The 20,015-nt window shown below is 65.2% G+C and carries 18 protein-coding genes; 7 read left to right on the forward strand and 11 right to left on the reverse strand.

Features of this window, described 5'->3' with window-relative positions:
* Positions 1-307 precede the first annotated feature (307 nt).
* From QX135_RS27890 to QX135_RS27915, 6 genes are all read left to right on the forward strand, one after another.
* On the forward strand, positions 308-1,111 hold the full coding sequence (locus QX135_RS27890) for a crotonase/enoyl-CoA hydratase family protein (RefSeq protein ID WP_315772634.1): 804 nt from the start codon (positions 308-310) through the stop codon (positions 1,109-1,111).
* A 1-nt stretch (position 1,112) separates the two neighbouring features.
* On the forward strand, positions 1,113-3,014 hold the full coding sequence (locus QX135_RS27895) for a feruloyl-CoA synthase (RefSeq protein ID WP_315797097.1): 1,902 nt from the start codon (positions 1,113-1,115) through the stop codon (positions 3,012-3,014).
* A gap of 25 nt (positions 3,015-3,039) precedes the next feature.
* Positions 3,040-3,804 carry an SDR family NAD(P)-dependent oxidoreductase gene (locus QX135_RS27900; protein ID WP_315783751.1) on the forward strand — a complete coding sequence of 255 codons (765 nt, stop codon included), beginning with the start codon at positions 3,040-3,042 and terminating at the stop codon, positions 3,802-3,804.
* Between the two features lie 240 nt (positions 3,805-4,044).
* Positions 4,045-4,464 carry a thioesterase family protein gene (locus tag QX135_RS27905; RefSeq protein ID WP_315753531.1) on the forward strand — a complete coding sequence of 140 codons (420 nt, stop codon included), beginning with the start codon at positions 4,045-4,047 and terminating at the stop codon, positions 4,462-4,464.
* A gap of 213 nt (positions 4,465-4,677) precedes the next feature.
* Positions 4,678-5,823, forward strand: coding sequence for an ABC transporter substrate-binding protein (locus QX135_RS27910; RefSeq protein ID WP_315775516.1), 1,146 nt, complete (start codon positions 4,678-4,680; stop codon positions 5,821-5,823).
* Positions 5,824-5,925: 102 nt separating this feature from the next.
* On the forward strand, positions 5,926-6,732 hold the full coding sequence (locus QX135_RS27915; RefSeq protein ID WP_315775515.1) for a shikimate dehydrogenase: 807 nt from the start codon (positions 5,926-5,928) through the stop codon (positions 6,730-6,732).
* Between the two features lie 29 nt (positions 6,733-6,761).
* Here QX135_RS27915 and QX135_RS27920 read toward each other — a convergent pair whose 3' ends face one another.
* Genes QX135_RS27920 through QX135_RS27930 form a run of 3 tightly spaced genes read right to left on the reverse strand, consistent with a single transcriptional unit; the run spans position 6,762 to position 10,297 of the window.
* Positions 6,762-7,487 (reverse strand): ABC transporter ATP-binding protein, encoded by a 726-nt coding sequence (locus QX135_RS27920; RefSeq protein WP_315734720.1) that lies wholly within the window; start codon positions 7,485-7,487, stop codon positions 6,762-6,764.
* Positions 7,484-9,253 (reverse strand): branched-chain amino acid ABC transporter ATP-binding protein/permease, encoded by a 1,770-nt coding sequence (locus tag QX135_RS27925; RefSeq protein ID WP_315797096.1) that lies wholly within the window; start codon positions 9,251-9,253, stop codon positions 7,484-7,486. The genes QX135_RS27920 and QX135_RS27925 overlap by 4 nt, the downstream gene beginning before the upstream one ends.
* A gap of 3 nt (positions 9,254-9,256) precedes the next feature.
* The gene (locus QX135_RS27930; protein WP_315734716.1) at positions 9,257-10,297 is read right to left on the reverse strand and encodes a branched-chain amino acid ABC transporter permease; all 1,041 of its coding nucleotides are present in this window, start codon (positions 10,295-10,297) and stop codon (positions 9,257-9,259) included.
* A gap of 196 nt (positions 10,298-10,493) precedes the next feature.
* Between QX135_RS27930 and QX135_RS27935 the strand changes: the two genes are divergently transcribed.
* On the forward strand, positions 10,494-11,000 hold the full coding sequence (locus QX135_RS27935) for a MarR family winged helix-turn-helix transcriptional regulator (RefSeq protein WP_315734713.1): 507 nt from the start codon (positions 10,494-10,496) through the stop codon (positions 10,998-11,000).
* Between the two features lie 18 nt (positions 11,001-11,018).
* On the opposite strand, the gene QX135_RS27940 is transcribed toward QX135_RS27935, so the two are convergent.
* The 8 genes from QX135_RS27940 to QX135_RS27975 all read right to left on the reverse strand — a co-directional run bounded on the left by QX135_RS27940 (position 11,019) and on the right by QX135_RS27975 (position 19,990).
* Positions 11,019-12,299, reverse strand: coding sequence for a glycerate kinase (locus tag QX135_RS27940; protein ID WP_316181713.1), 1,281 nt, complete (start codon positions 12,297-12,299; stop codon positions 11,019-11,021).
* Positions 12,300-12,327: 28 nt separating this feature from the next.
* A complete protein-coding gene (locus QX135_RS27945; protein WP_316163838.1) occupies positions 12,328-13,551 on the reverse strand; it encodes an ABC transporter substrate-binding protein in 1,224 nt (407 codons plus the stop codon).
* Positions 13,552-13,800: 249 nt separating this feature from the next.
* Complete coding sequence (locus QX135_RS27950; protein ID WP_316167360.1) at positions 13,801-15,024, reverse strand: ABC transporter substrate-binding protein; 1,224 nt, start codon at positions 15,022-15,024, stop codon at positions 13,801-13,803.
* A gap of 313 nt (positions 15,025-15,337) precedes the next feature.
* Positions 15,338-16,561, reverse strand: coding sequence for an ABC transporter substrate-binding protein (locus QX135_RS27955; RefSeq protein ID WP_315734705.1), 1,224 nt, complete (start codon positions 16,559-16,561; stop codon positions 15,338-15,340).
* 10 nt (positions 16,562-16,571) lie between these two features.
* On the reverse strand, positions 16,572-17,588 hold the full coding sequence (locus QX135_RS27960; RefSeq protein ID WP_315753507.1) for a branched-chain amino acid ABC transporter permease: 1,017 nt from the start codon (positions 17,586-17,588) through the stop codon (positions 16,572-16,574).
* A 2-nt stretch (positions 17,589-17,590) separates the two neighbouring features.
* Complete coding sequence (locus QX135_RS27965; RefSeq protein WP_315753504.1) at positions 17,591-18,469, reverse strand: branched-chain amino acid ABC transporter permease; 879 nt, start codon at positions 18,467-18,469, stop codon at positions 17,591-17,593.
* Between the two features lie 13 nt (positions 18,470-18,482).
* The gene (locus tag QX135_RS27970; protein ID WP_315753502.1) at positions 18,483-19,196 is read right to left on the reverse strand and encodes an ABC transporter ATP-binding protein; all 714 of its coding nucleotides are present in this window, start codon (positions 19,194-19,196) and stop codon (positions 18,483-18,485) included.
* Positions 19,193-19,990: an ABC transporter ATP-binding protein gene (locus QX135_RS27975; RefSeq protein ID WP_315734696.1), complete on the reverse strand. Its 798-nt coding sequence runs from the start codon at positions 19,988-19,990 to the stop codon at positions 19,193-19,195. The genes QX135_RS27970 and QX135_RS27975 overlap by 4 nt, the downstream gene beginning before the upstream one ends.
* Between the last annotated feature and the right edge of the window lie 25 nt (positions 19,991-20,015).

Here is a 20,015-nt window from a genome sequence, read left to right on the forward strand (position 1 = left end):
GTGGTACCTGCCGCCTGCATTTTTTCTCGCAGGCGGGCCGCAGGCGTCAGCCGACGCCTGGCCTTCCCTGCGCCCTCCGCATGAGAGGGCGAACCATATCAGCAAGCCCCGGGCGTGATTTCGCCGCGGGAACGCCGGATCATGTCATTTGCCTTTGCGCGCAGGCGGGTCTTACGATGCTGCGCGTGACCGAGCCCCTCGGCGGCTTGTTCTTTTGCATCGCACAACATGATGTCGGACGCCGCTTGTTGACTCCCGCGAAGATCGTTATAAAACATAACTATTCTGAACAGGACACAATCAAGCGATGGGAAACGCCGACACCGCCACGCCAGCGGGCGATCCGTCTCTGCTGCAGATCGAGCAGCAGGGCGCCGTCCTGACGATCGGGCTCAACCGCCCGGCCAAGCGCAATGCGCTGAATGACGGCATCATCCTCGCCATCGGCGATTGCTTCACCAGCCTGCCTGAAGACGTCCGCTGCGTCGTGATCCACGGCATCGGCGACAATTTCTCCTCCGGCCTCGATCTCTCCGAGCTGCGCGAGCGCGACGCGACCGAGGGCCTGGTGCATTCGCAGATGTGGCATCGCGTGTTCGACCGCATCCAGTACTGCCGCGTGCCGGTGATCGCCGCGCTGAAGGGCGCCGTCATCGGCGGCGGCCTCGAGCTCGCCTGCGCCGCGCATATCCGTGTCGCCGAGCCGTCGGCCTACTTCGCGCTGCCCGAGGGCCAGCGCGGCATCTTCGTCGGCGGCGGCGGCTCCGTCAGGTTGCCGCGCCTGATCGGCGTCGCCCGCATGATGGACATGATGCTGACCGGCCGGGTCTATTCGGCGACCGAAGGCTCGTCCTACGGCTTCGCGCAATATCTCGTCGAGGCCGGTGCCTCGATGACCAAGGCGATGGAGCTGGCGGCGAAGATCGCGAACAACGCGCCGCTGACGAATTTCGCGGTGCTGCAGGCGCTGCCGATGATCGCCGAGGCCAATCCGCAGACCGGCCTGCTGATGGAATCGCTGATGGCCACCGTCGCGCAGAGCGACAAGGAGGCCAAAAATCGCATCCGCGCCTTCCTCGATCACAAGACCGCAAAAGTGAAGCCGACGTGACATGACCGCACAAACAATAACAAGCACACAGGGAGGAACGGACAACACGGCGCGCAGCGCCAGTGTTCATCCGTTGCGCGCGATCTCGTTCAACGATCCGGCTGTCACGGTCGACCGCCGCGACGACGGCACCATCTATCTCCGTCCGAAGCAGCCGCTCGGCGACTATCCACCGCGGATCACCGACCGGCTGCATCACTTCGCCAAAGCCACGCCTGAGCGTGTGTTCATGGCCGAGCGCGTCGGCCCGGAGGGCTGGCGCGAGCTGACCTATGCCACGCTGCTGGCGGCGAGCCGGCACATCGCGTCGGGGCTGCTCGCGCGCGGGCTGTCGCCGGACCGGCCGGTGATGATCCTGTCGGGCAATTCGATCGACCATGCGCTGGTCGCGTTCGGCGCGCTCTATGCCGGCGTCCCGTTCTGCCCGGTGTCGCCAGCCTATTCGCTGGTGTCACGCGACTACGGCAAGCTCGCTTATCTGATGAAGCTGCTGACGCCGGGCCTCGTCTTCGTCGACGACGCCGACAAGTTCGCCGACGCGCTCGTCGCCAACGTGCCCGAGGGCACCGAGATCGTGGCGTCGTTCGGCTCGGTGCCGGGCCGCAAGATCACGATGCTCGCCGATCTGATCGCATCGCCGCTGTTCCCCGGCCTCGACGCCGCCCATGACAAGATCGGCCCCGACACGATTGCGAAGTTCCTGCTGACCTCGGGCTCGACCGGCAACCCGAAGGCCGTGATCAACACCCAGCGCATGATCTGCGCCAACCAGGTGATGATCCGCGAGACGCTCGCGTTCCTGAAGGACGAGCCGCCCGTCATCATCGACTGGCTGCCCTGGAATCACACCTTCGGCGGCAACCACAACATCGGGCTGACGCTGTTCAATGGCGGCTCGATGTATCTCGACCAGGGCAAGCCGGTGCCGGGCGGGATCGAGGAGACCGTGCGAAACCTGCGCGAGATCTCGCCGACGGTCTATTTCAACGTCCCCAAGGGCTACGAGTCGCTGCTGCCCTATTTCCGCGAGGACCCGGCGCTGCGGAAGTCCTTCTTCCAGCGGCTGCATGCGATGTTCTTCTCCGGCGCCGCGCTGGCGCCGCATGTCTGGAACGAGCTCGATGAGCTCTCGGTGGCCGAGACCGGCACTCGCGTGCCGATGCTGACGGGCCTCGGCTCGACCGAGACCGCACCGTTCTTCATGTCGGTCAATCCGCGCACCAGCCGCTCCGGCCATGTCGGCCTGCCGGTGTCGGGCAACGAGGCCAAGCTCGTGCCCAACAATGGCAAGATGGAGGTGCGGGCCAAGGGGCCGAACGTGACGCCGGGCTATTGGCGCCTGCCTGAGGTCTCGGCCGCGGCCTTCGATGACGAAGGCTACTACAAGATGGGCGACGCGCTGAAGCCCGTCGATCCCGACGACTTCAATGCCGGCTTCGACTTCGACGGCCGTGTCGCCGAGGACTTCAAGCTGGCGTCCGGCACCTGGGTCTCGGTCGGCCCGTTGCGGGCGCGCTTCGTCGCGGCCTGCGCGCCGCTGGCGCGCGACGTGATCATTGCCGGCATCAACCGCGACGAGATCGCTGCCATCGTCGTGCTCGATCCCGACGGCTGCCGGCTGATCAACGCGACCTTGCCGTTCGACGATCTCGCCGCCACAGCGGCCGATCCGCTGATCATCGAGGCCTTCCGTGAGCGCTTCGCAAAATTCCTGCAGACCGCGACCGGCTCGTCGACGCGCATCACGCGCGCCGTCCTGCTCGGCGTGCCGCTGTCGATCGACAAGGGCGAGGTCACCGACAAGGGATCGATCAACCAGCGCGCCGTGCTGGAGCACCGCAAGGACCTGATCGAACGTATCTACGCCGCGACGCCGGACGACGACATCATCATCGCCGGCTGATCGACGCATCCAAGGGAGAAACGACATGTTGTTGAAGGATCAGGCCGCCATCGTCACCGGCGGCGCTTCCGGCCTCGGGGCCGCCACCGCCCGCAAGCTCGCTGCCCAGGGCGCCAAGGTCGCCGTGTTCGATCTCAATGCCAAGCTGGCCGAGGAGGTCGCCGCCGAGATCAAGGGCGTGGCCGTGGTCTGCGACGTTTCCGATGCCGCCGGCGCGGAAGCCGGCGTCGCCAAGGCGGTCGAGGCGCTCGGCCAGCAGCCGCGCGTGCTGGTGAACTGCGCCGGCATCGGCGTCGCCAAGCGCGTCGTCGGCCGCGACGGTCCGATGCCGCTGGCCGATTTCGAGAAGGTCATCAAGGTCAACCTGATCGGCTCGTTCAACATGCTGCGTCTGGTCACCAACGGCATGACCAAGCTGGAGCCGCAGGCGACCGGCGAGCGTGGTGTCGTCATCAACACCGCCTCGGTCGCGGCCTATGACGGCCAGATCGGACAGTCCGCCTATTCGGCCTCGAAGGGCGGCATTGTCGGCATGACCCTGCCGATCGCGCGTGAGCTCGCACAGTTCGGCATCCGCGTGCTGACCATTGCGCCCGGCCTATTCCTGACGCCGCTGCTCGCCAACCTGCCGCAGGAGGCCCAGGACTCGCTCGCCGCCGCGATCCCGTTCCCTCGCCGCCTCGGTCACGCCGATGAGTTCGCCGCACTTGCGCTGCATATGGTCGAGAACGCCTATCTGAACGGCGAGGTCGTCCGCCTCGACGGCTCGCTGCGCATGGCGCCGAAGTGATTTTCCGTCATTGCGAGCAGCGTAGCGACGACGTATCCGCCGCAGCCCATCGGGCGAAGGCGGAAGCAATCCAGAGTCCCGACCCGGCCCTGGATTGCTTCGCTTCGCTCGCAATGACGGAGAGAGCCGTAGGGTGGGCAAAGCGCAGCGTGCCCACCGGCCCGGAAAATGGTGGGCACGGCGCGTCGCGCCTTTGCCCACCCTACCGACCGTTGTTGTTGGCGTAGCGAGGCTTAATCGATGTTCGTTCACCGCCGCGACGTGCAGATCCAGTGGGGCGACTGCGATCCCGCCAACATCGTCTACTATCCGCGCTATTTCGCGATGTTCGACGATGCGACCTCTGTCATGTTCGAGGCGGCCGGGTTTTCCAAGCAGGACATCGTCCGCCGCTACGGCCTGGTCGGGATCCCCATGGTCGACACCCGCGCCAAGTTCTACATCCCCTCGACCTATGGCGACTGGATCACGATCGAGAGCCGGATCGAGAGCATCAAGCGCTCCTCGTTCGACGTCACCCACAAGGTGTTCAAGGGCGAGGCGCTGGCGCTCGAGGGGTTCGAGACCCGGGTGCTGGTCGGGCGCGATCCGGTTGACCCGGACAAGCTGAAATCGGCGCCTTTTCCAGAGGAGATGCGGGCCAAGTTTCTCGAGGGCTGACGCGCGGCATTGGGTGCGACATGCGGCCGTCTTAAGGATGAATCGTCGTCGTGCTTTGGTCGACTGGTGAGAGGTGATCTTCTCGTGTTCAATGCTATGATCACGTTTGGACACGCATCGGCCGTCCGAGATGGAAGACGCCCCTGTCGGGGCTGGACTGCAAACAGGATCGGCGGATCACGAGCTGAACCGAAAAGATTGAGGGAGGATTTTATGAGGAAGGCCTATCTGGCGGCGGCTGGCGTCATCGCGATGCTGGCATCAGCGCCGGCGCTGGCGCAGACCAGCGAGATCACCATCGGCATCACCACGACCACGACGGGGCCGGGCGCGGCGCTCGGCATCCCCGAGCGCAATGCGCTCGAGTTCGTGCCGAAGGAGATCGGCGGCGTGCCGCTCAAGGTGATCGTGCTCGACGACGGCGGCGATCCGACCACGGCGACGACGAATGCGCGGCGCTTCGTGACGGAGTCGAAAGCCGACATCATCATGGGCTCGGCGCTGACGCCGCCGACCATCGCGGTCTCCAACGTCGCCAATGAAGCCGGCATTCCGCATTTCGGCCTGGCGCCGTTCCCGGTCACGCCCGAGCGCACCAAATGGTCGGTGGTGATGCCGCAGCCGGTGCCGATCATGGGCAAGGTGTTGTACGAGCACATGAGGGCGCACAACATCAAGACCGTCGGCTACATCGGCTACTCCGACTCCTACGGCGATCTCTGGTTCAACGATCTGAAGAACCAGGCGGTGCCGATGGGCATCACGATTGCCGATGAGGAGCGGTTCGCGCGTCCCGATACTTCGGTCACCGGCCAGGTGCTGAAGCTGGTTGCCGCCAATCCGGACGCCATCCTGGTCGGCGCTTCCGGCACCGCGGCGGCGCTGCCGCAGACCGAGTTGCGCGAACGCGGCTATCAGGGCCTGATCTATCAGACCCACGGTGCCGCGAGCATGGACTTCATCCGCATCGCCGGCAAGGCGGCGGAGGGTGTGATCATGGCGTCCGGTCCGGTGATGTCGCCGGAGACGCAGGACGACAGCGCGCTCACCAAGAAGCCGGGCATGGAGCTCAACAAGGCCTATGAGGGCAAATATGGCCCGAACAGCCGCAGCCAGTTCGCCGGCCACTCGTTCGACGCGTTCGAGATCCTCAAGCGCGTGATTCCGGTGGCGCTGAAGACCGCCAAGCCCGGCACGCCGGAGTTCCGCGAGGCCATCCGCCAGGCGCTGCTGACCGAGAAGGACCTGGCGGCCTCGCAGGGCGTCTACAACTTCACCGAAAAGGATCGCTCCGGCCTCGACGACCGCGCCCGCATCATCCTGACCGTGAAGGACGGAAAATACGTCCCGGCGAAGTGAGCTTGCGGGGACCATAGCTTCGATCAGGAAAGGCCGGCTCGGTGAGCCGGCCTTTCGGCCATCAGGACCATGACTTTTAGAGTTTTTGCCGGAAAGCCCGCCATGATCCCTGCGCCCACTGGAGTCACCCGGCTCCACATCATCATCGGCGATCCGATCGCTCAGGTGCGCGCGCCGGCCGGCGTCAGCCAGGCCTTTGCCGATCGCGGCAGCGATGCGATCCTGGTCGCGGTGCAGATTGCGCCGGCCGATCTCGCCGACTTCCTGGCGACGATGACCCGCGTGAAGAATCTCGACGGCATCGTCGCGACCATTCCGCACAAATTCGCCTGCTATCGCGCCTGTGCAACCGCGACCGAGCGCGCGCGTTTCATCGGCGCCGTCAATCTGATGCGCCGCAGCCCGGACGGCGGCTGGCATGGCGACATGGTCGACGGTCTCGGCTTTGTCGGTGCTGCGAAAGCTGGGGGATTTGATCCCAATGGTGCGCGTGCCCTGCAAATCGGCGCGGGTGGTGCCGGCTCGGCGATTGCGCTCGCACTGATCGATTCCGGCGTGCGCGAGCTTGCCATTCACGACAGCGATGCCGGACGCCGCGATGTGCTGATCGCGCGCCTCAACGAGCGGGGCAAAGGCCGCGCCGTTGTCGGCTCGATGAACGCAACAGGCTTCGACATGGTTGCCAACGCCACGCCGGCAGGCATGCAGCCCGGCGATCCTCTGCCGGTCGATATGACGACCGTCAGCCCGTCGGCCTATTGCGGCTGTGTCATCACCCGGCCCGAGGTCTCGCCCTTCATCGCCGCTGCGCGCCAGCGCGGCTGCCTGACGGCGACCGGCACCGACATGTACCGGGCGCTGGAGCGCGTGATGGTCGATTTCCTGCTGTCGAAGGAGGCGCCCTCCTGAAGCAGCGCCTCACCCCATCGACATCAGGCTCAGCTCGCGGCCGTCTCGGCAAAGCCGAGATAGCTCGCCGCCACGCGCTCGTCGGTGGCGATCTCGCTGGCCTTGCCGTTGAGCACGAACTCGCCGAGCTCCATGACATAGGCGCGATCGGCGACGTTCAGCGCGGCCTTGGCGTTCTGCTCGACCAGCAGCACCGAGACGCCTTCCTGGCGCAGCTTGGCGACGATCTCGAAGATGCCGGCGACGATGATCGGCGCGAGGCCCAGGCTCGGCTCGTCCAGCATCAGCATCTTCGGCGCGCCCATCAAGGCACGGCCCATCGCCAGCATCTGCTGCTCGCCGCCGGAGAGCGTGCCGGCGAGCTGCTTGCGCCGCTCCTTCAGCTTCGGAAACAGCGTGTAGACGTGCTCGAAGCCGCGTGCGGCGTGCGCCTTCGACATTCTGAAAGCGCCGAGCTGCAGATTATCCTCGACGTTCATGGTGGCGAACAGCTCGCGATGCTCCGGCACCAGACAGAGACCGCGCGCGACGCGGTCCTCGATCTCCAGCCGGGCCATGTCCTCGCCGAGGAACGCGACGCGGCCCTTCAGCGGAAACACGCCCATGATGGCACTGAGCAGCGTGGTCTTGCCGGCGCCGTTGGCGCCGATGATGGTGACGATCTCGTTCTCGGCGACGGTGAGCGAGACCGAGCGGACCGCCTCGACCTTGCCGTAGGAGACGTGGGCGTCGGTGACTTCCAGCAGCGTGCTCATGCGGTGGCTCCGAGATACGCCTTGATGACCTCGGGATTGGTCTTGATCGCGGCTGGTGTGCCCTCGGCGATCTTGGTGCCGAAATCGAGCACCACGATGCGGTCGGCGAGGTCCATGACAAATCCCATGTCGTGTTCGACCAGCAGCACCGACATGCCGCCGGCGCGGAGGTCGCGCAGCAGCGCGCCGAGGCGCTGCTTCTCCATGTGGCGCAGGCCCGCGGCCGGTTCGTCGAGCAAGAGCAGCATCGGATCGACGCACAGCGCGCGGGCGATCTCGACGATGCGCTGCTGGCCCAACGACAACGAGCCGGCGAGCTGGTGCATCTGGTCGCCGAGCCCGACGCGCTCGATCTGGCGCGCGGCCTCGGCGAGCAGCTTGGCTTCGTCGCCGCGGTCGAGCCGGAACATGCTGGAGAGCGCGCCGGAGTGACCGCGCAGATGCGCGCCGATCGCGACGTTCTCCAGCACCGTCATGTCCGGCACCAGCTTGACGTGCTGGAAGGTGCGGGAAATGCCGAGCTTGACGACGTCCTGCGGCGGGGCGTTGCCGACGGCCTTGCCGAGCACCGCGATGTTGCCGGAGGTCGGCGGCAGCACGCCGGTGATCAGGTTGAAGGTCGTGCTCTTGCCGGCGCCGTTGGGACCGATCAGCGCCACGATTTCGCGGGCCTGGACGTCGAACGAGACGTTGTTGACCGCGACCACGCCGCCGAACTGTTTTCGCGCGTTGTCGACCTGGAGCAGTACGTTTGGAGTCGTCGCAGATCGCTCCCGCGCCGGCAGCTTGACCGACGTGTCCGGCTGCTTGGCAACAGGCTTGAACGGCAGCCGCGCCGTCAGCCACGGCCACAGGCCGGTCGGCGCAAGCTGGAGAAGCGTGACGAGGAGGATGCCGAACACGATGGTCTCGAGCTGGCCCTCGCCATGCAGCAGCAGCGGGAGATAGCTTTGCAGCACCTCCTTCAGCACCACGACGATCGCTGCGCCCAGCACGCCGCCCCAGACATAGCCGGCGCCGCCGACGACGGCGACGAACAGATATTCGATGCCGGCCTGGGCGCCGAACGGCGTCGGGTTCACCGCGCGGGTGAAGTGCGCATAGAGCCAGCCCGAGAGGCCGGCCAGGACGGCCGCGTAGATGAACACCAGGAGCTTGGCGCGAGGCGCGTAGACGCCGAACGCTTCCGCTGCGATGTGACCCCGGCGCAGCGCGCGGATGGCGCGGCCGGTGCGGGAGTCCAGCAGGTTCATCGTCAGCAGCGCGGAGATCAGCACGGCAGCCCAGATCGCGAAATAGATCGTGCCGGGATCGAGCATCTTGAGGCTGCCGATCGACAGCGGCGGGATGCCGGAAATGCCGTCATTGCGGCCGAGGAAGGCGAGCTTGCTGAACAGGTAGTACAGGCCAAGGCCCCAGGCGAGCGTGCCGAGCGGCAGATAGTGGCCGGACAGCCTGACCGTGACGAGGCCGAGCAGCACTGCGGCGAGGCCGGAGACCAGCAGCGACAGCGGCAAGGTCAGCCAGGGCGAGATGCCATACTGCGCCGACAGCACGGCGGTCGTGTAGGCGCCGAAGCCGACAAAGGCCGCCTGGCCGAACGAGGTCAGACCGCCAACGCCGGTCAGCAGCACCAGCCCCATCGCGACCAGCGCCGACAGGCCGATATTGTCGAGCAGCACGATCCAGAACGGCGGCATGCCCGGGATGAACGGAATCGCCGCGACGAGGACGGCAAAGACGATGAGAGGCCAACGCTCGCGCACGGCTCAATCCTTCTCTTCTTCGACCGCGGGCGCGGCGAGCGAACGCAGCAGCAGAACCGGGATCAGCAGCGTGAAGACGATCACTTCCTTGAAGTTCGAGGCATAGAACGAGGAGAATGCCTCGACGATGCCGACCACCAGCGCGGCGACCGCGGTCAGGGGATAGCTGATCAGGCCGCCGATGATCGCGGCGATGAAGCCCTTGAGGCCGATCAGGAAGCCGGTGTCGTAATAGAGCGTCGTGATCGGGACGATCAGGATGCCCGAGAGCGCGCCGATGGTGGAGGCCAGGAGGAACGCGATCTGGCCGGAGAGCGTGGTGCGGATGCCGACGAGGCGGGCGCCGAGCCGGTTGACGGCGGTGGCGCGCAGCGCCTTGCCGTAAAGGGTCAGGCCGAAGAACAGCCAGAGGCCGACGATGAAGGCGACGGTGATGCCGTAGACCGCCATGCCCTGGCCGGTGAAGCGCAGCGAGCCGAGCGTGGCGCTGGCCGTGAGCAGCGTCGGGCCGCGCTGGCCCTCGGCGCCGAAGAACAGCAGGCCAAGGCCCTGCAGCGCCAGATGCACGCCGACCGAGGCGATCAGCAGCACCAGCACCGAGGTGTGCGCGAGTGGCTGGAACACGATCCGATACAACGACAGGCCGATGCTGGCGACGATCAGCAGCGACAGTACGAGGCTGACGCCGGCCGGCATGCGCTGATCGGCGGCCCACATCGTGGCGAGCATGACGACCACCGGGAAGGCGACGTTGAGGCCGAAGGTGCGAAGGATCTTCGGCATGTGCAGCGTCTTGCGCATCGCATAGAGGTCGAAGGCAAAGGCCACCAGGCCGATCACGACGGCAAGCTTCGCGGTCCCCGGCGTTCGGCCGGCCGCGAGCGAGGCATAGGTGAGGGCGCCGTAGGTGACGAATTCGCCCTGCGGGATCAGGATCACCCGGGTGACGGCAAACACCAGCACGAGCGCCAGCCCGAGCAGGGCGTAGATCGCGCCATTGGTAATGCCGTCCTGCAACAGGAACAGCAAGATCGTTGTGTTCAAGACAGGACGCTCCCCCTCGGTGGTGACCGGATGCGGGCGACGCTGTGCGCCGTCCGCAGGTCGGGGCAGTTGAATTCGGCTGCCCGTGTTTGATATGGTGGATAACAATTATCGATTATAATCTCAAGGCCGCTGTTCCGGCTGCGGCATTCGGGACCAGGGATGGAAGCCACTGTGATGAATTCGGCGGATCGTGATGGCCGATAGCGCCAAGCCCGTCGGCAAGAGGGAAGGCCGGAAGGAAGCTGCCGTAGCCGTCGAGGAGACGCAAGCGGTCCAGCTCGGCGAGCTGTCGGATCTGCTTGGCTATGTGCTGAAACGGGCGCAGTTGAAGGTGTTCGAGGACTTCCTGCGCTGCGTCGCGCCGCTGCAACTGACGCCGGCCCAGTTTTCGGTGCTGCTGCTGCTCGACGCCAATCCGGGCCGGAACCAGACCGAGATCGCCAACACCCTGGGCATCCTGCGGCCCAACTTCGTGTCCTTGCTGGACAGCCTGGAGAGCCGCGACCTGTGCGCGCGGGTGCGTTCGGCCAACGACCGGCGCTCGCACATCCTGATGCTGACCGAGAAGGGCCGCGCCGTGCTGGCCCGCGCCAAGAAGCTGGTGGTGTCAAAGCACGAGGCGCGGCTCAACGAGCTGCTCGGACCGGATGGGCGCGAGGCGCTGCTGGCGATGCTGACCAAGATCGCGGAGGAGTTCTGAAGGACGCAGTCGCGCCCCTCAATCGACCAGGATGACCCTGACGTCGTTGACGTTGGTGAGCGTCGGTCCCGTCTGCAGCAGGCCACCGGTCGCGGCGAAGAACGCGGTGGCGTCGTTGTTGGCGAGATAGGCCTGCGGATCCAGCCCCTGCGCCCGCATCGCGGCGATGACCTCGGCATCAACGAGCGCACCGGCCGGATCGGAGGCGCTGCCGCCGCCGCCATCGGCGCCGTCGGTGTCGCCGGCGAGCGCCGCGACGCCCTCCATGTCCTTGAGCAGGTCGGCGAGCGCGAGCGCATATTCCTGGTTCGGGCCGCCGCGGCCCTGGCCGCGCACCGTCACGGTGAGCTCGCCACCGGAGATGATCGCCATGCGGCGGCCGAGCGCGCGGGCCTCCCGCGCCAGCTTGGCGTGATCGGTCGCGACCTCGCGCGCCTCACCTTCGAGGTCGGCGCCGAGATCGAGCACGTCGTAGCCCGCGGCCTTGACGCTGGCCACGGCCGCCGCGAGCGAGCTGGCGGGGCGCGCGATCAGCTCGAACGACGCGCGGGCGAAGGCGGCATCGCCGGGCTTGCAGCTCTCGTTGGCGGCATCATCGAGCGCCCGGGCGATCGCCGGGTCGACCTCGAGCTTGTACTTCGCAACGATCGCGCGGGCATCGGCCAGCGTGGTCGGATCCGGCACCGTCGGCCCCGATGCGATGGCCGAGGGATCGTCATGCGGCACGTCGGAGATCGCCAGCGTCACGATCTCGGCCTTCTGCCCGGCCCGCGCCAGGCGTCCGCCCTTGATGCGCGACAGATGCTTTCGCACCGTGTTCATCTCGCCGATCGGCGCACCCGAGCGCAGCAGCGCACGGGTCAGCTGCTGCTTTTGCGCGAAGCTCACGCCATGGGCCGGAGCAATCCAGTTGGCGGAGCCGCCGCCGGAGATCAGCACCAGCATCAGGTCGTCGGCTTCAGCCGTCGCCGCCAGCTGCAACGTGTCGTCTGCCGCTTTCAGCCCGGCCTCGTCCGGCATCGGGTGGCCGGCTTCGATCACCTTGACCCGCCGGGTCGGCACGCCATGGCCGTGACGGGTGGTCGCAATTCCGGTCAGCCTCGCCGGATCGAACCCGAGCGTGTCCAGGTAATGCCGCTCGGCGGCCACCGCCATGGCCGCGGCGCCCTTGCCTGCGGCGAGGCAGATGATCCGCCCCCGGGGTGCCGCCGGCAGATGCGCCGGAAGCACCACGTCGGGATGCGCCGCGGCGACCGCGGCATCGAAAACGGCGCGCAACAGCGGACGGCGGCTGGTCATGCGGCGCCGCCCGTCTGACGTGCAAAGCCTATTTGAGCTCGCCGCTCATCACCTCGCCGAACAGCTGCCACCGCTCGCCCTTGAACTGCATCAGCTGCAGCTGCTCGATCGGCTGGAAATCGTCGGGACCCGTGGTCAGCGTGATGCCGGGCAGCAGCCCGCCTTGCGCAAACTGCTTCAGGCTTGCCGCCTGTTTCATGACATTTGCGCGAGTCAATTCGTCGCCGCATCGCTTCAGCACCTCGACCATCGTGGTGGCGATGTTGTAGCCGGTCAGCGCCGACGAATCCACGGGGTTGATTTCCGGCAGATATTTGGCGAGCAGCTCTCTGAACGCGCCGAGGCCCGGGTCGTTGGCCCATTGCGGATCGGACGCGTCCTTGGCATAGGCCGCCGAGATCACCCCTTGCGAGTTCTCGACGCCGGCCGGCCGCATCACGGCCGCGGTGGAGGCACTGACGTTCGAGATGATGGTCAGCGGCTTCCAGTTCATCTCGCCGAGCTTCTTGATCGCCTGCGCTCCGGACTTCGGCGTGGTGAACAGCACGACGATGTCGGGGTTGGCCGACTTCATCTTGACGATGTGCGATTCAACCGTGGGTTCGGCGATCTCGTAGCTCTCTTCCAGCACCAGGCGCGACGCATCACCGAGCCCGTCCTTGAGGCCCTTCAGGTAGTCCTTGCCCATGTCGTCGTTCTGGTAGAGCACGGCGATCTTGCCGGCGGGCTGCTGCGCGGTGAGATACTTCGCGTAGATGCGCGCCTCGGACTGGTAGCTCGGCAGCCAGCCCATGGTCCATGGAAATGTCTTGGGCTCATTCCACTTGGTGGCGCCGGTCGCGACGAACAGCTGCGGCACCTTCTTGGAGTTGAGATATTTCTGGATCGCGGTATTGGGCGCGGTTCCGAGCACGCCGAACAGGAACAGCACCTCGTCGCTCTCGACCAGCTTGCGCGCCTGCTCGACCGTCTTCGGCGGCGAATAGGCGTCGTCATAGGAGATGAAGTTGATCTTGCGGCCGTTGATGCCGCCGTCGTCATTGACCTTCTTGAACACGGCCGTCATCGCCTTGCCGACCGAGCCATAGGCCGACGCCGGGCCGCTATAGGGCACGATATTGCCGATCTTGATCTCGGTGTCGCTCGCGCCGGTGTCGTATTTCTTGTCGGCATGGGCGCTGCCGGCAACTGCGCCGGCCAGGGCGAGACCGAGCATGCTGGAGACGGTGCGGCGGGTGAGGGCAGTGGTCACGTGGGGACTCCTTCTCGGCCTTGGAGCTTGGCCTTGTTGTTGGATCCGCCCGCAAGGCGGGCGACTCGTTTCACTCCGGACGAGTCCCCATAGCGCAGCCGCGCGCTCGGCGTAACCGCCGCCGCTGCATGACCGCCTCTCTTTCAACTCCTAGCTTAAGAAATTCTTGGCAAAGACAGCAAAGATGCTTGGAGAGAGCGCCGCCTGCGACGGGAGGCCGCAGGAGGCGGTTTCAACTGCGTTCCGTCGTTAGCCGCCGACGTCGGCGGAGATCACGTCGCCGAACAGCTCCCACTTCTCGCCCTTGAAGCGCATCAGCTGCAACTGGCTGACGGGTGCGAAGTCGGTCGCCGAGGTGTTGATCGTGATGCCAGGCAGCAGCATCTCGGTGCGGAAGTTGCGCAGGGATGCGGCCTGCTTCATGACGTTCTCGCGGGTGAGGTTGTCGCCGCACTGCTTCAGCACTTGGACCAGCGTCTGCGCGACGCTGTAGCCGACGACCGTTCCGCCGTCGAGCTTGTCGCCATCGGGAAAATCCTTGGACATGAAGTCGAGGAATTGCTTCATCCCGGCATCGTCCTTCCATTGCGGATCGGAGACGTCCTTCAGATAGGCCGCCGAGATGATGTCCTGCGAATTCTCATAGCCAGCCGGCTTCAGGACGCTGCCGACGGAGGCGGAGACGTTGTTGAGGATATGCAGCGTCTTCCAGTCGATCTCCTTGACCTTCTTGATTGCCTGCGCCGCAAATTTCGGCGTGGTGATGTTCACGAATACGTCGGCGCCCGTGGACTTGAGTTTGACAATGTGATTGTCGATCGAGGGTTCGGCGGTCTCGTAGCTCTCCTCCATGACGATCATTGAGGCGGCCTTGGCGCCAAGCCCGTCCTTCAGCCCTTTCAGATAGTCCTTGCCGTAATCATCGTTCTGATACAGCACAGCGATCTTGGCGTCCGGCTTTTCCTTCAGCAGATATTTTGCGTAGATTCGGGATTCGCTCTGGTAGTTGGGCTGCCAGCCCATGGTCCAGGGAAAATCCTTCGGGTCGTTCCACTTGGTGGCGCCGGTGGCGACGAACAGCTGCGGGACCTTCTTCGAGTTCATGTATTTGTGGATTGCCGAGTTCGGCGGCGTGCCCAGCGAATTGAAGATGAACAGCACCTCATCGCTCTCGACCAGCTTGCGTGCCTGTTCGACCGTCTTTGGCGGCGAATAGGCGTCGTCATAAGAGATGAAGTTGATCTTGCGACCGTTGATGCCTCCCTCGGCGTTGATCTTCTTGAAGTAGGCCGCTTCCGTCTTGCCGATGATGCCGTAGGCCGAGGCCGGCCCGCTATAGGGCATGATGTTGCCGATCTTGATCTCGGTGTCGGAGGCGCCGGTGTCGTACTTCTTGTCGGCGGCGATTGCGGAGCTCGAGGCGAGGACGATGGCGGCGGCCGAGGCGAGGGCGGCCCTTCGCGTGATCATCATGGTGCGTTTCTCCCGTGTTGGTTTGGTTGACGTGTCGCGGCCGCCTTGATGGAGGCTCTTGTTACGCCCGGAACTATAGCAGAGCTGCACCGGGGTGGTTGCGACATCACGGCACGGTCCGTGTTTTCGCGGTGCCTGGGCGGTCCATGTCATGTGCAACTGCGAGAGACCGGCGCAATCTCCGCGAGTGAGTGCTCTGCAAGAACAGCCTGAGATAAATGGCTCGATGCCGATCCAGATATGAAAAAGCCCTCCGCGCCGATAGCGCGGAGGGCCAGTGGAGATCGGCACCGCTTTCTGCGGCGATGCGCGATTACTCGATGGCGCCGCTGATCGCCTCGCCGAACAGCTCCCACTTCTCGCCTTTGAACCGCATCATCTGCAATTGCTCGATCGGCGCGAAGTCGGTGGCCGAGGTGTTGATCTTGACGCCCGGCAGCAGCGTGTCGGGCGCGAAGTCCTTCAGGCTCGCGGCCTGCTTCATCACATTGGCGCGGGTCAGGTCGTCACCGCACATCTGCAGCACCTTCACCAGCGTCTGCGCGGCGCCGTAGCCATAGACCGTCGAGCTGTCGAGCTTGTTGGCGTCGGGATAATGCTGCGCGAGGAAGTCGAAGAACTTCTTCATGCCGGGATCATCGTTCCACTGCGGATCCGCAGCATCCTTGGCATAGGCGGCCGAAAGAATCCCTTGCGAGTTCTCGAAGCCGGCCGGCTTGATCACGCTGCCGACGGAGGCCGACACGTTGACGACGAGATGGGTCGGATGCCAGTCGATCTCCGCGAGCTTCTTGATCGCCTGTGCAGCGAATTTGGGCGTCGTGACGCTAAAGAACACGTCGGCGCCCGAGGCCTTGAGCTTGACGATGTGGCCGTCGATCGAGGGCTCTGAGGTCTCGTAGCTCTCTTCCATGACGATCATGGACGCGGCCTTGTCGCCCAGGCCGTCCTTGAGGCCCTTGAGATAGTCCTTGCCGAAATCGTCGTTCTGGAACAGCACCCCGATCTTGGCGCCGGGCTTGTCCTTGAGCAGGTACTTCGCGTAGATGCGGCCCTCGCTCTGGTAGCTCGGCTGCCAGCCCATGGTCCACGGGAAGTTCTTCGGGTCGTTCCACTTGGTGGCGCCGGTGGCGACGAACAGCTGCGGGATCTTCTTGCCGTTGAGATATTTTTGGATCGCCGAGTTCGACGGCGTGCCGAGCGGATTGAAGACGAACAACACCTCGTCGCTCTCGACCAGCTTGCGCACCTGCTCGACCGCCTTGGGCGGCGAATAGGCGTCGTCATAGCTGACGAAGTTGATCTTGCGGCCGTTGATGCCGCCCTCAGCGTTGATCTTCTTGAAATACGCCTCCTCGGTCTTTCCGATCACGCCGTAGGCGGACGCGGGGCCGCTATAGGGCATGATGTTGCCGATCTTGATCTCGGTGTCGGAGGCGCCGGTGTCGTATTTCTTCTGGGCGAATGCTCCGCCCGAGGTGAGGGCGATGACCGCCGTCGCGAGCGCGGCGATTCGTAGTTGTTGAATGAGCTGCAAGAGTTCCTCCTTAGTTCTTTCTGAGTTTGCCGAGCAGCTGCTGCGCCACCATCGCCACCTGCCGCGAGCCGTGCGGCACGAGGAAGATGACGAGGAACAGCAGCACGCCGAACACCGCGCCGGACAGGCCCTTCGAAATGCTTTCGGCGATATTGGGGACGAAGATGATGAAGGCGGCGCCGACGAACGAGCCGGGCAGCCAGCCGACGCCGCCGACCACCATGCCGAGGAACAGCGAAATCGCGAGCGTAATGGTGTAGCTGTCGGGCGCCACGAACTGCACGGCGATGGCGCCGAGACCGCCGGCGACGCCGGTGATGCCGGCGCTGACGCCGAACGCCAGCGTCTTGTAGGTCGCGACGTCGATGCCCATGGCGGAGGCCGCGATCTCGTTGTCGCGGATCGCCATGAAGGCGCGGCCGGAGCGCGAGCGCAGCAGGTTGACCGAGAACACGTAAATCGCGATCGTGATCGCCAGGGTGAAGTAGTACAGCCACATGTCCTGGGACATAGGCAAGCCGAACGGCGCATCCGGCTTGGTCACCACCAGGCCCTGCACGCCGCCGGTCCATTGCTCGAAGAAGCCGAGCTTGAGGATCTGCGGCATCGCCGTGGCGAGCGCGAAGGTGGCGAGCGCGAGATAGACACCTGACAGTCGCAGCGCCGGCTGGCCGAACAGGAAGCCGAAGCCGAAGCAGATGACGCCGGCGACCGGCAGGGTCAGCGCGTAGTTGACGTTGTACTGCTCCATCAGGATCGCCGAAGTATAGGCGCCGACGGCATAGAACGCGCTGTTGCCGAGCGAGAACTGGCCGGAGCCGCCGGTCAGGATGTTCAGCGCCAGCACGGCCAGTCCGTAGATCAGCAGCATCGTCATCTGGAAGATGATGAAGTTCTTGACGAACAGCGGCACCACCAGGAGCAGCAGCACGATCACGAAGGTCGTACCGGAGCTCAAGGTCATGGCCCGCTTCGGAACGGCCTCGACCGCGGGCGCCTGGGATGTGATGTCCTCGATTGCGCTCATGATCAGACTCGCTTCACGATGCTGCGGCCGAACAGGCCGGCGGGCTTGATGACCAGGACGGAGATGATGAGGGCCAGCGCGATCGGCAGCTTCATCTCGTTGCCGACATGCGGGATGTAGGTTCCGGCGAGATTCTCGAAGATGCCGACCAGGAAGCCGCCGAGCACCGCGCCGAACGGGCTGGTGAGGCCGCCGAGCACGGCCGCGGCGAACCCGTAGATCAGGACGCCGCCCATCATGTTGGGCTCGAGGAAGACCACCGGCGCGATCAGCATGCCGGCGATCGAGCCGATCGCCGCCGCCATGCCCCAGCCGAGCGCGATCATCCAGGACGTGTTGATGCCGACCAGTCGCGCCGACTCGGGCACCGCCGCCGCCGCGCGCATCGCAAGCCCGACCCTGGTGTACTGGAAGAAGAAGTACAGGCCGATCAGCAGCAGCAAGGTGATGCCGATCATGCCGGCCTGATGCGTCGAGATCAGCTGGCTGCCCAGGAACGGCGACGATCCGAACGGTGTCGGATACTGCTTGATGGTGAAGTCCCAGGTCAGTCCGGCAAACGAGTTGATGATCGAGTACAGCGCGATGAAGCCTGCGACCTGGGTCAGGATCGGCGCCTTGGTGAGCGGCTTGAACAGCACGCGCTCGATGGCGATGCCGCCGGCAAAGGAGAAGGCCAGCGTCACCACGAAGGCAACCCAGTAGGGCAGGCCCCATTGCATCAGCTGCCAGGAGATGAAGGTCGAAAACATCGCCATCTCGCCTTGCGCGAAGTTGAGATGGTCGATCGCCTGGTAGATCATCACGACCGCGAGCGCCATGCAGGCGTAGATCGCACCCGTCGCAATGCCGGCCAGGACCTGGTTGGTGAACAGCTCCATTGTCCCGCCTCCGTTAGTAGCCCAGATAGGATTTGCGGACGTTCTCGTCGTTCGCGATGTCCGAGGCGACACCCGACATGACGATGCGGCCGGTCTCGATCACATAGGCCTGGTCGGCGAGCTCCAGCGCGAGCTGCGCGTTCTGCTCGACGACGAGGATCGATACCTTTTCCTCACGGTTGATCTTGCCGAGGATGCCGAAAAGGTCGCGGACCACCAGCGGCGCGAGGCCGAACGACGGCTCGTCGAGCAGCATCAACCTGGGACGCAGCATCAACGCCCGCGCCACCGCCAGCATCTGCTGCTCGCCGCCGGACAGGGTGCCGGCCTGCTGGGTGTGGCGCTCCTTCAGCTTCGGGAAGTAGGAATACATCCGCTCGATGTCGGCAACGATGCCGGCCTTGTCGCTGCGGGTGATGGCGCCGAGCTGCAGGTTTTCTTCCACCGTCATGTTGGTGAAGGTGCCGCGGCCCTGCGGCACATGGGCAATGCCGAAGCGCACGATGCTCTCGGTCGATTTGTTGTTGAGCGGCTTGCCCTCGAACTCGATCGCGCCGGTCGAGCGCACCATGTTGCAGATGGCGCGCAGGGTGGTGGTCTTGCCCGCGCCATTGGCGCCGAGCAGGGTCGTCAGCGAGCCTTCGTTGAGGGAGAAGGAGAGGCCGTGCAGGGCCTGGACCTGGCCGTAATAGGCGCGCAGGTCCTTGACGTTGAGCAGCGGCGTCATTGATCCTTGCTCCCGAGATAGGCCTTGATGACGTCGGGATCGGCCTGCACCTGGGCGGGCGTGCCCTCGGCGAGCTTGCGGCCGAAATTCAGCGCCACGACGTGGTCGGCGATCGACATCACCAGTCCCATGTGATGCTCGACCAGCAGCACGGTCACCTTGCGGTCGTCGCGGATGCGCCGGATCAGATCGCCCAGCACATGGACCTCCTCGTGATTGAGGCCGCCGGCGGGCTCGTCGAGCAGCAGGATCTTCGGGTCGGCGGCGAGCGCGCGTGCCAGCTCGACGCGCTTCTGGGTGCCGAACGGCAGCCCGGACACGGTCTTGTGCGCGACCTCCTCGAGGTCGAGATAGGCGAGAATCTCGTGAACCTTGGTGTTGACGGAATTCTCGCTGCGCCGGACCCAGGCCAGACGCAGCGAATCCGAGATGATGTCGCTGGAGGTGCGCGCGTGGGTGCCGACGCGGACGTTGTCGAGCACGGAGAGATTGGGAAACAGCGCGACGTTCTGGAAGGTGCGGCCGATGCCGATCTCGGCGATGCGGTGCGGCGGCCGCTTCAGGATGCTGCGGCCTTCCATCAGGATGTCGCCGGAGCTCGGCTGATAGAGGCGGCTGAGGCAGTTGAACAGGGTGGTCTTGCCGGCGCCGTTCGGGCCGATGAGGCCGAGGATCTGGCCCTGGCGCATGTCGAACGAGACGCCGTTCAGCGCCACGATGCCGCCGAACACGACGCTGACGTCGCGGACGGCGAGCAGCGGATCGTTGGTCTGGGCGAGTTGTGCCTGCGTCATCTCGTCTCGCCCCTCCCGAATTCGT

It is taken from the genome of Bradyrhizobium sp. SZCCHNR1098 (assembly GCF_032489375.1).
Lineage (GTDB): Bacteria > Pseudomonadota > Alphaproteobacteria > Rhizobiales > Xanthobacteraceae > Bradyrhizobium.

What these genes read in the sequence shown, in the direction of transcription:
- QX135_RS27940 (WP_316181713.1), bottom strand. Translation starts at nt 12,299, where the DNA reads ATGACCAGCCGCCGTCCGCTGTTGCGCGCCGTTTTCGATGCCGCGGTC.
- QX135_RS27970 (WP_315753502.1), bottom strand. Translation starts at nt 19,196, where the DNA reads ATGACGCCGCTGCTCAACGTCAAGGACCTGCGCGCCTATTACGGCCAG.
- QX135_RS27905 (WP_315753531.1), top strand. Translation starts at nt 4,045, where the DNA reads ATGTTCGTTCACCGCCGCGACGTGCAGATCCAGTGGGGCGACTGCGAT.
- QX135_RS27890 (WP_315772634.1), top strand. Translation starts at nt 308, where the DNA reads ATGGGAAACGCCGACACCGCCACGCCAGCGGGCGATCCGTCTCTGCTG.
- QX135_RS27935 (WP_315734713.1), top strand. Translation starts at nt 10,494, where the DNA reads ATGGCCGATAGCGCCAAGCCCGTCGGCAAGAGGGAAGGCCGGAAGGAA.
- QX135_RS27895 (WP_315797097.1), top strand. Translation starts at nt 1,113, where the DNA reads ATGACCGCACAAACAATAACAAGCACACAGGGAGGAACGGACAACACG.
- QX135_RS27960 (WP_315753507.1), bottom strand. Translation starts at nt 17,588, where the DNA reads ATGAGCGCAATCGAGGACATCACATCCCAGGCGCCCGCGGTCGAGGCC.
- QX135_RS27965 (WP_315753504.1), bottom strand. Translation starts at nt 18,469, where the DNA reads ATGGAGCTGTTCACCAACCAGGTCCTGGCCGGCATTGCGACGGGTGCG.
- QX135_RS27915 (WP_315775515.1), top strand. Translation starts at nt 5,926, where the DNA reads ATGATCCCTGCGCCCACTGGAGTCACCCGGCTCCACATCATCATCGGC.
- QX135_RS27900 (WP_315783751.1), top strand. Translation starts at nt 3,040, where the DNA reads ATGTTGTTGAAGGATCAGGCCGCCATCGTCACCGGCGGCGCTTCCGGC.
- QX135_RS27975 (WP_315734696.1), bottom strand. Translation starts at nt 19,990, where the DNA reads ATGACGCAGGCACAACTCGCCCAGACCAACGATCCGCTGCTCGCCGTC.
- QX135_RS27910 (WP_315775516.1), top strand. Translation starts at nt 4,678, where the DNA reads ATGAGGAAGGCCTATCTGGCGGCGGCTGGCGTCATCGCGATGCTGGCA.
- QX135_RS27920 (WP_315734720.1), bottom strand. Translation starts at nt 7,487, where the DNA reads ATGAGCACGCTGCTGGAAGTCACCGACGCCCACGTCTCCTACGGCAAG.
- QX135_RS27950 (WP_316167360.1), bottom strand. Translation starts at nt 15,024, where the DNA reads ATGATGATCACGCGAAGGGCCGCCCTCGCCTCGGCCGCCGCCATCGTC.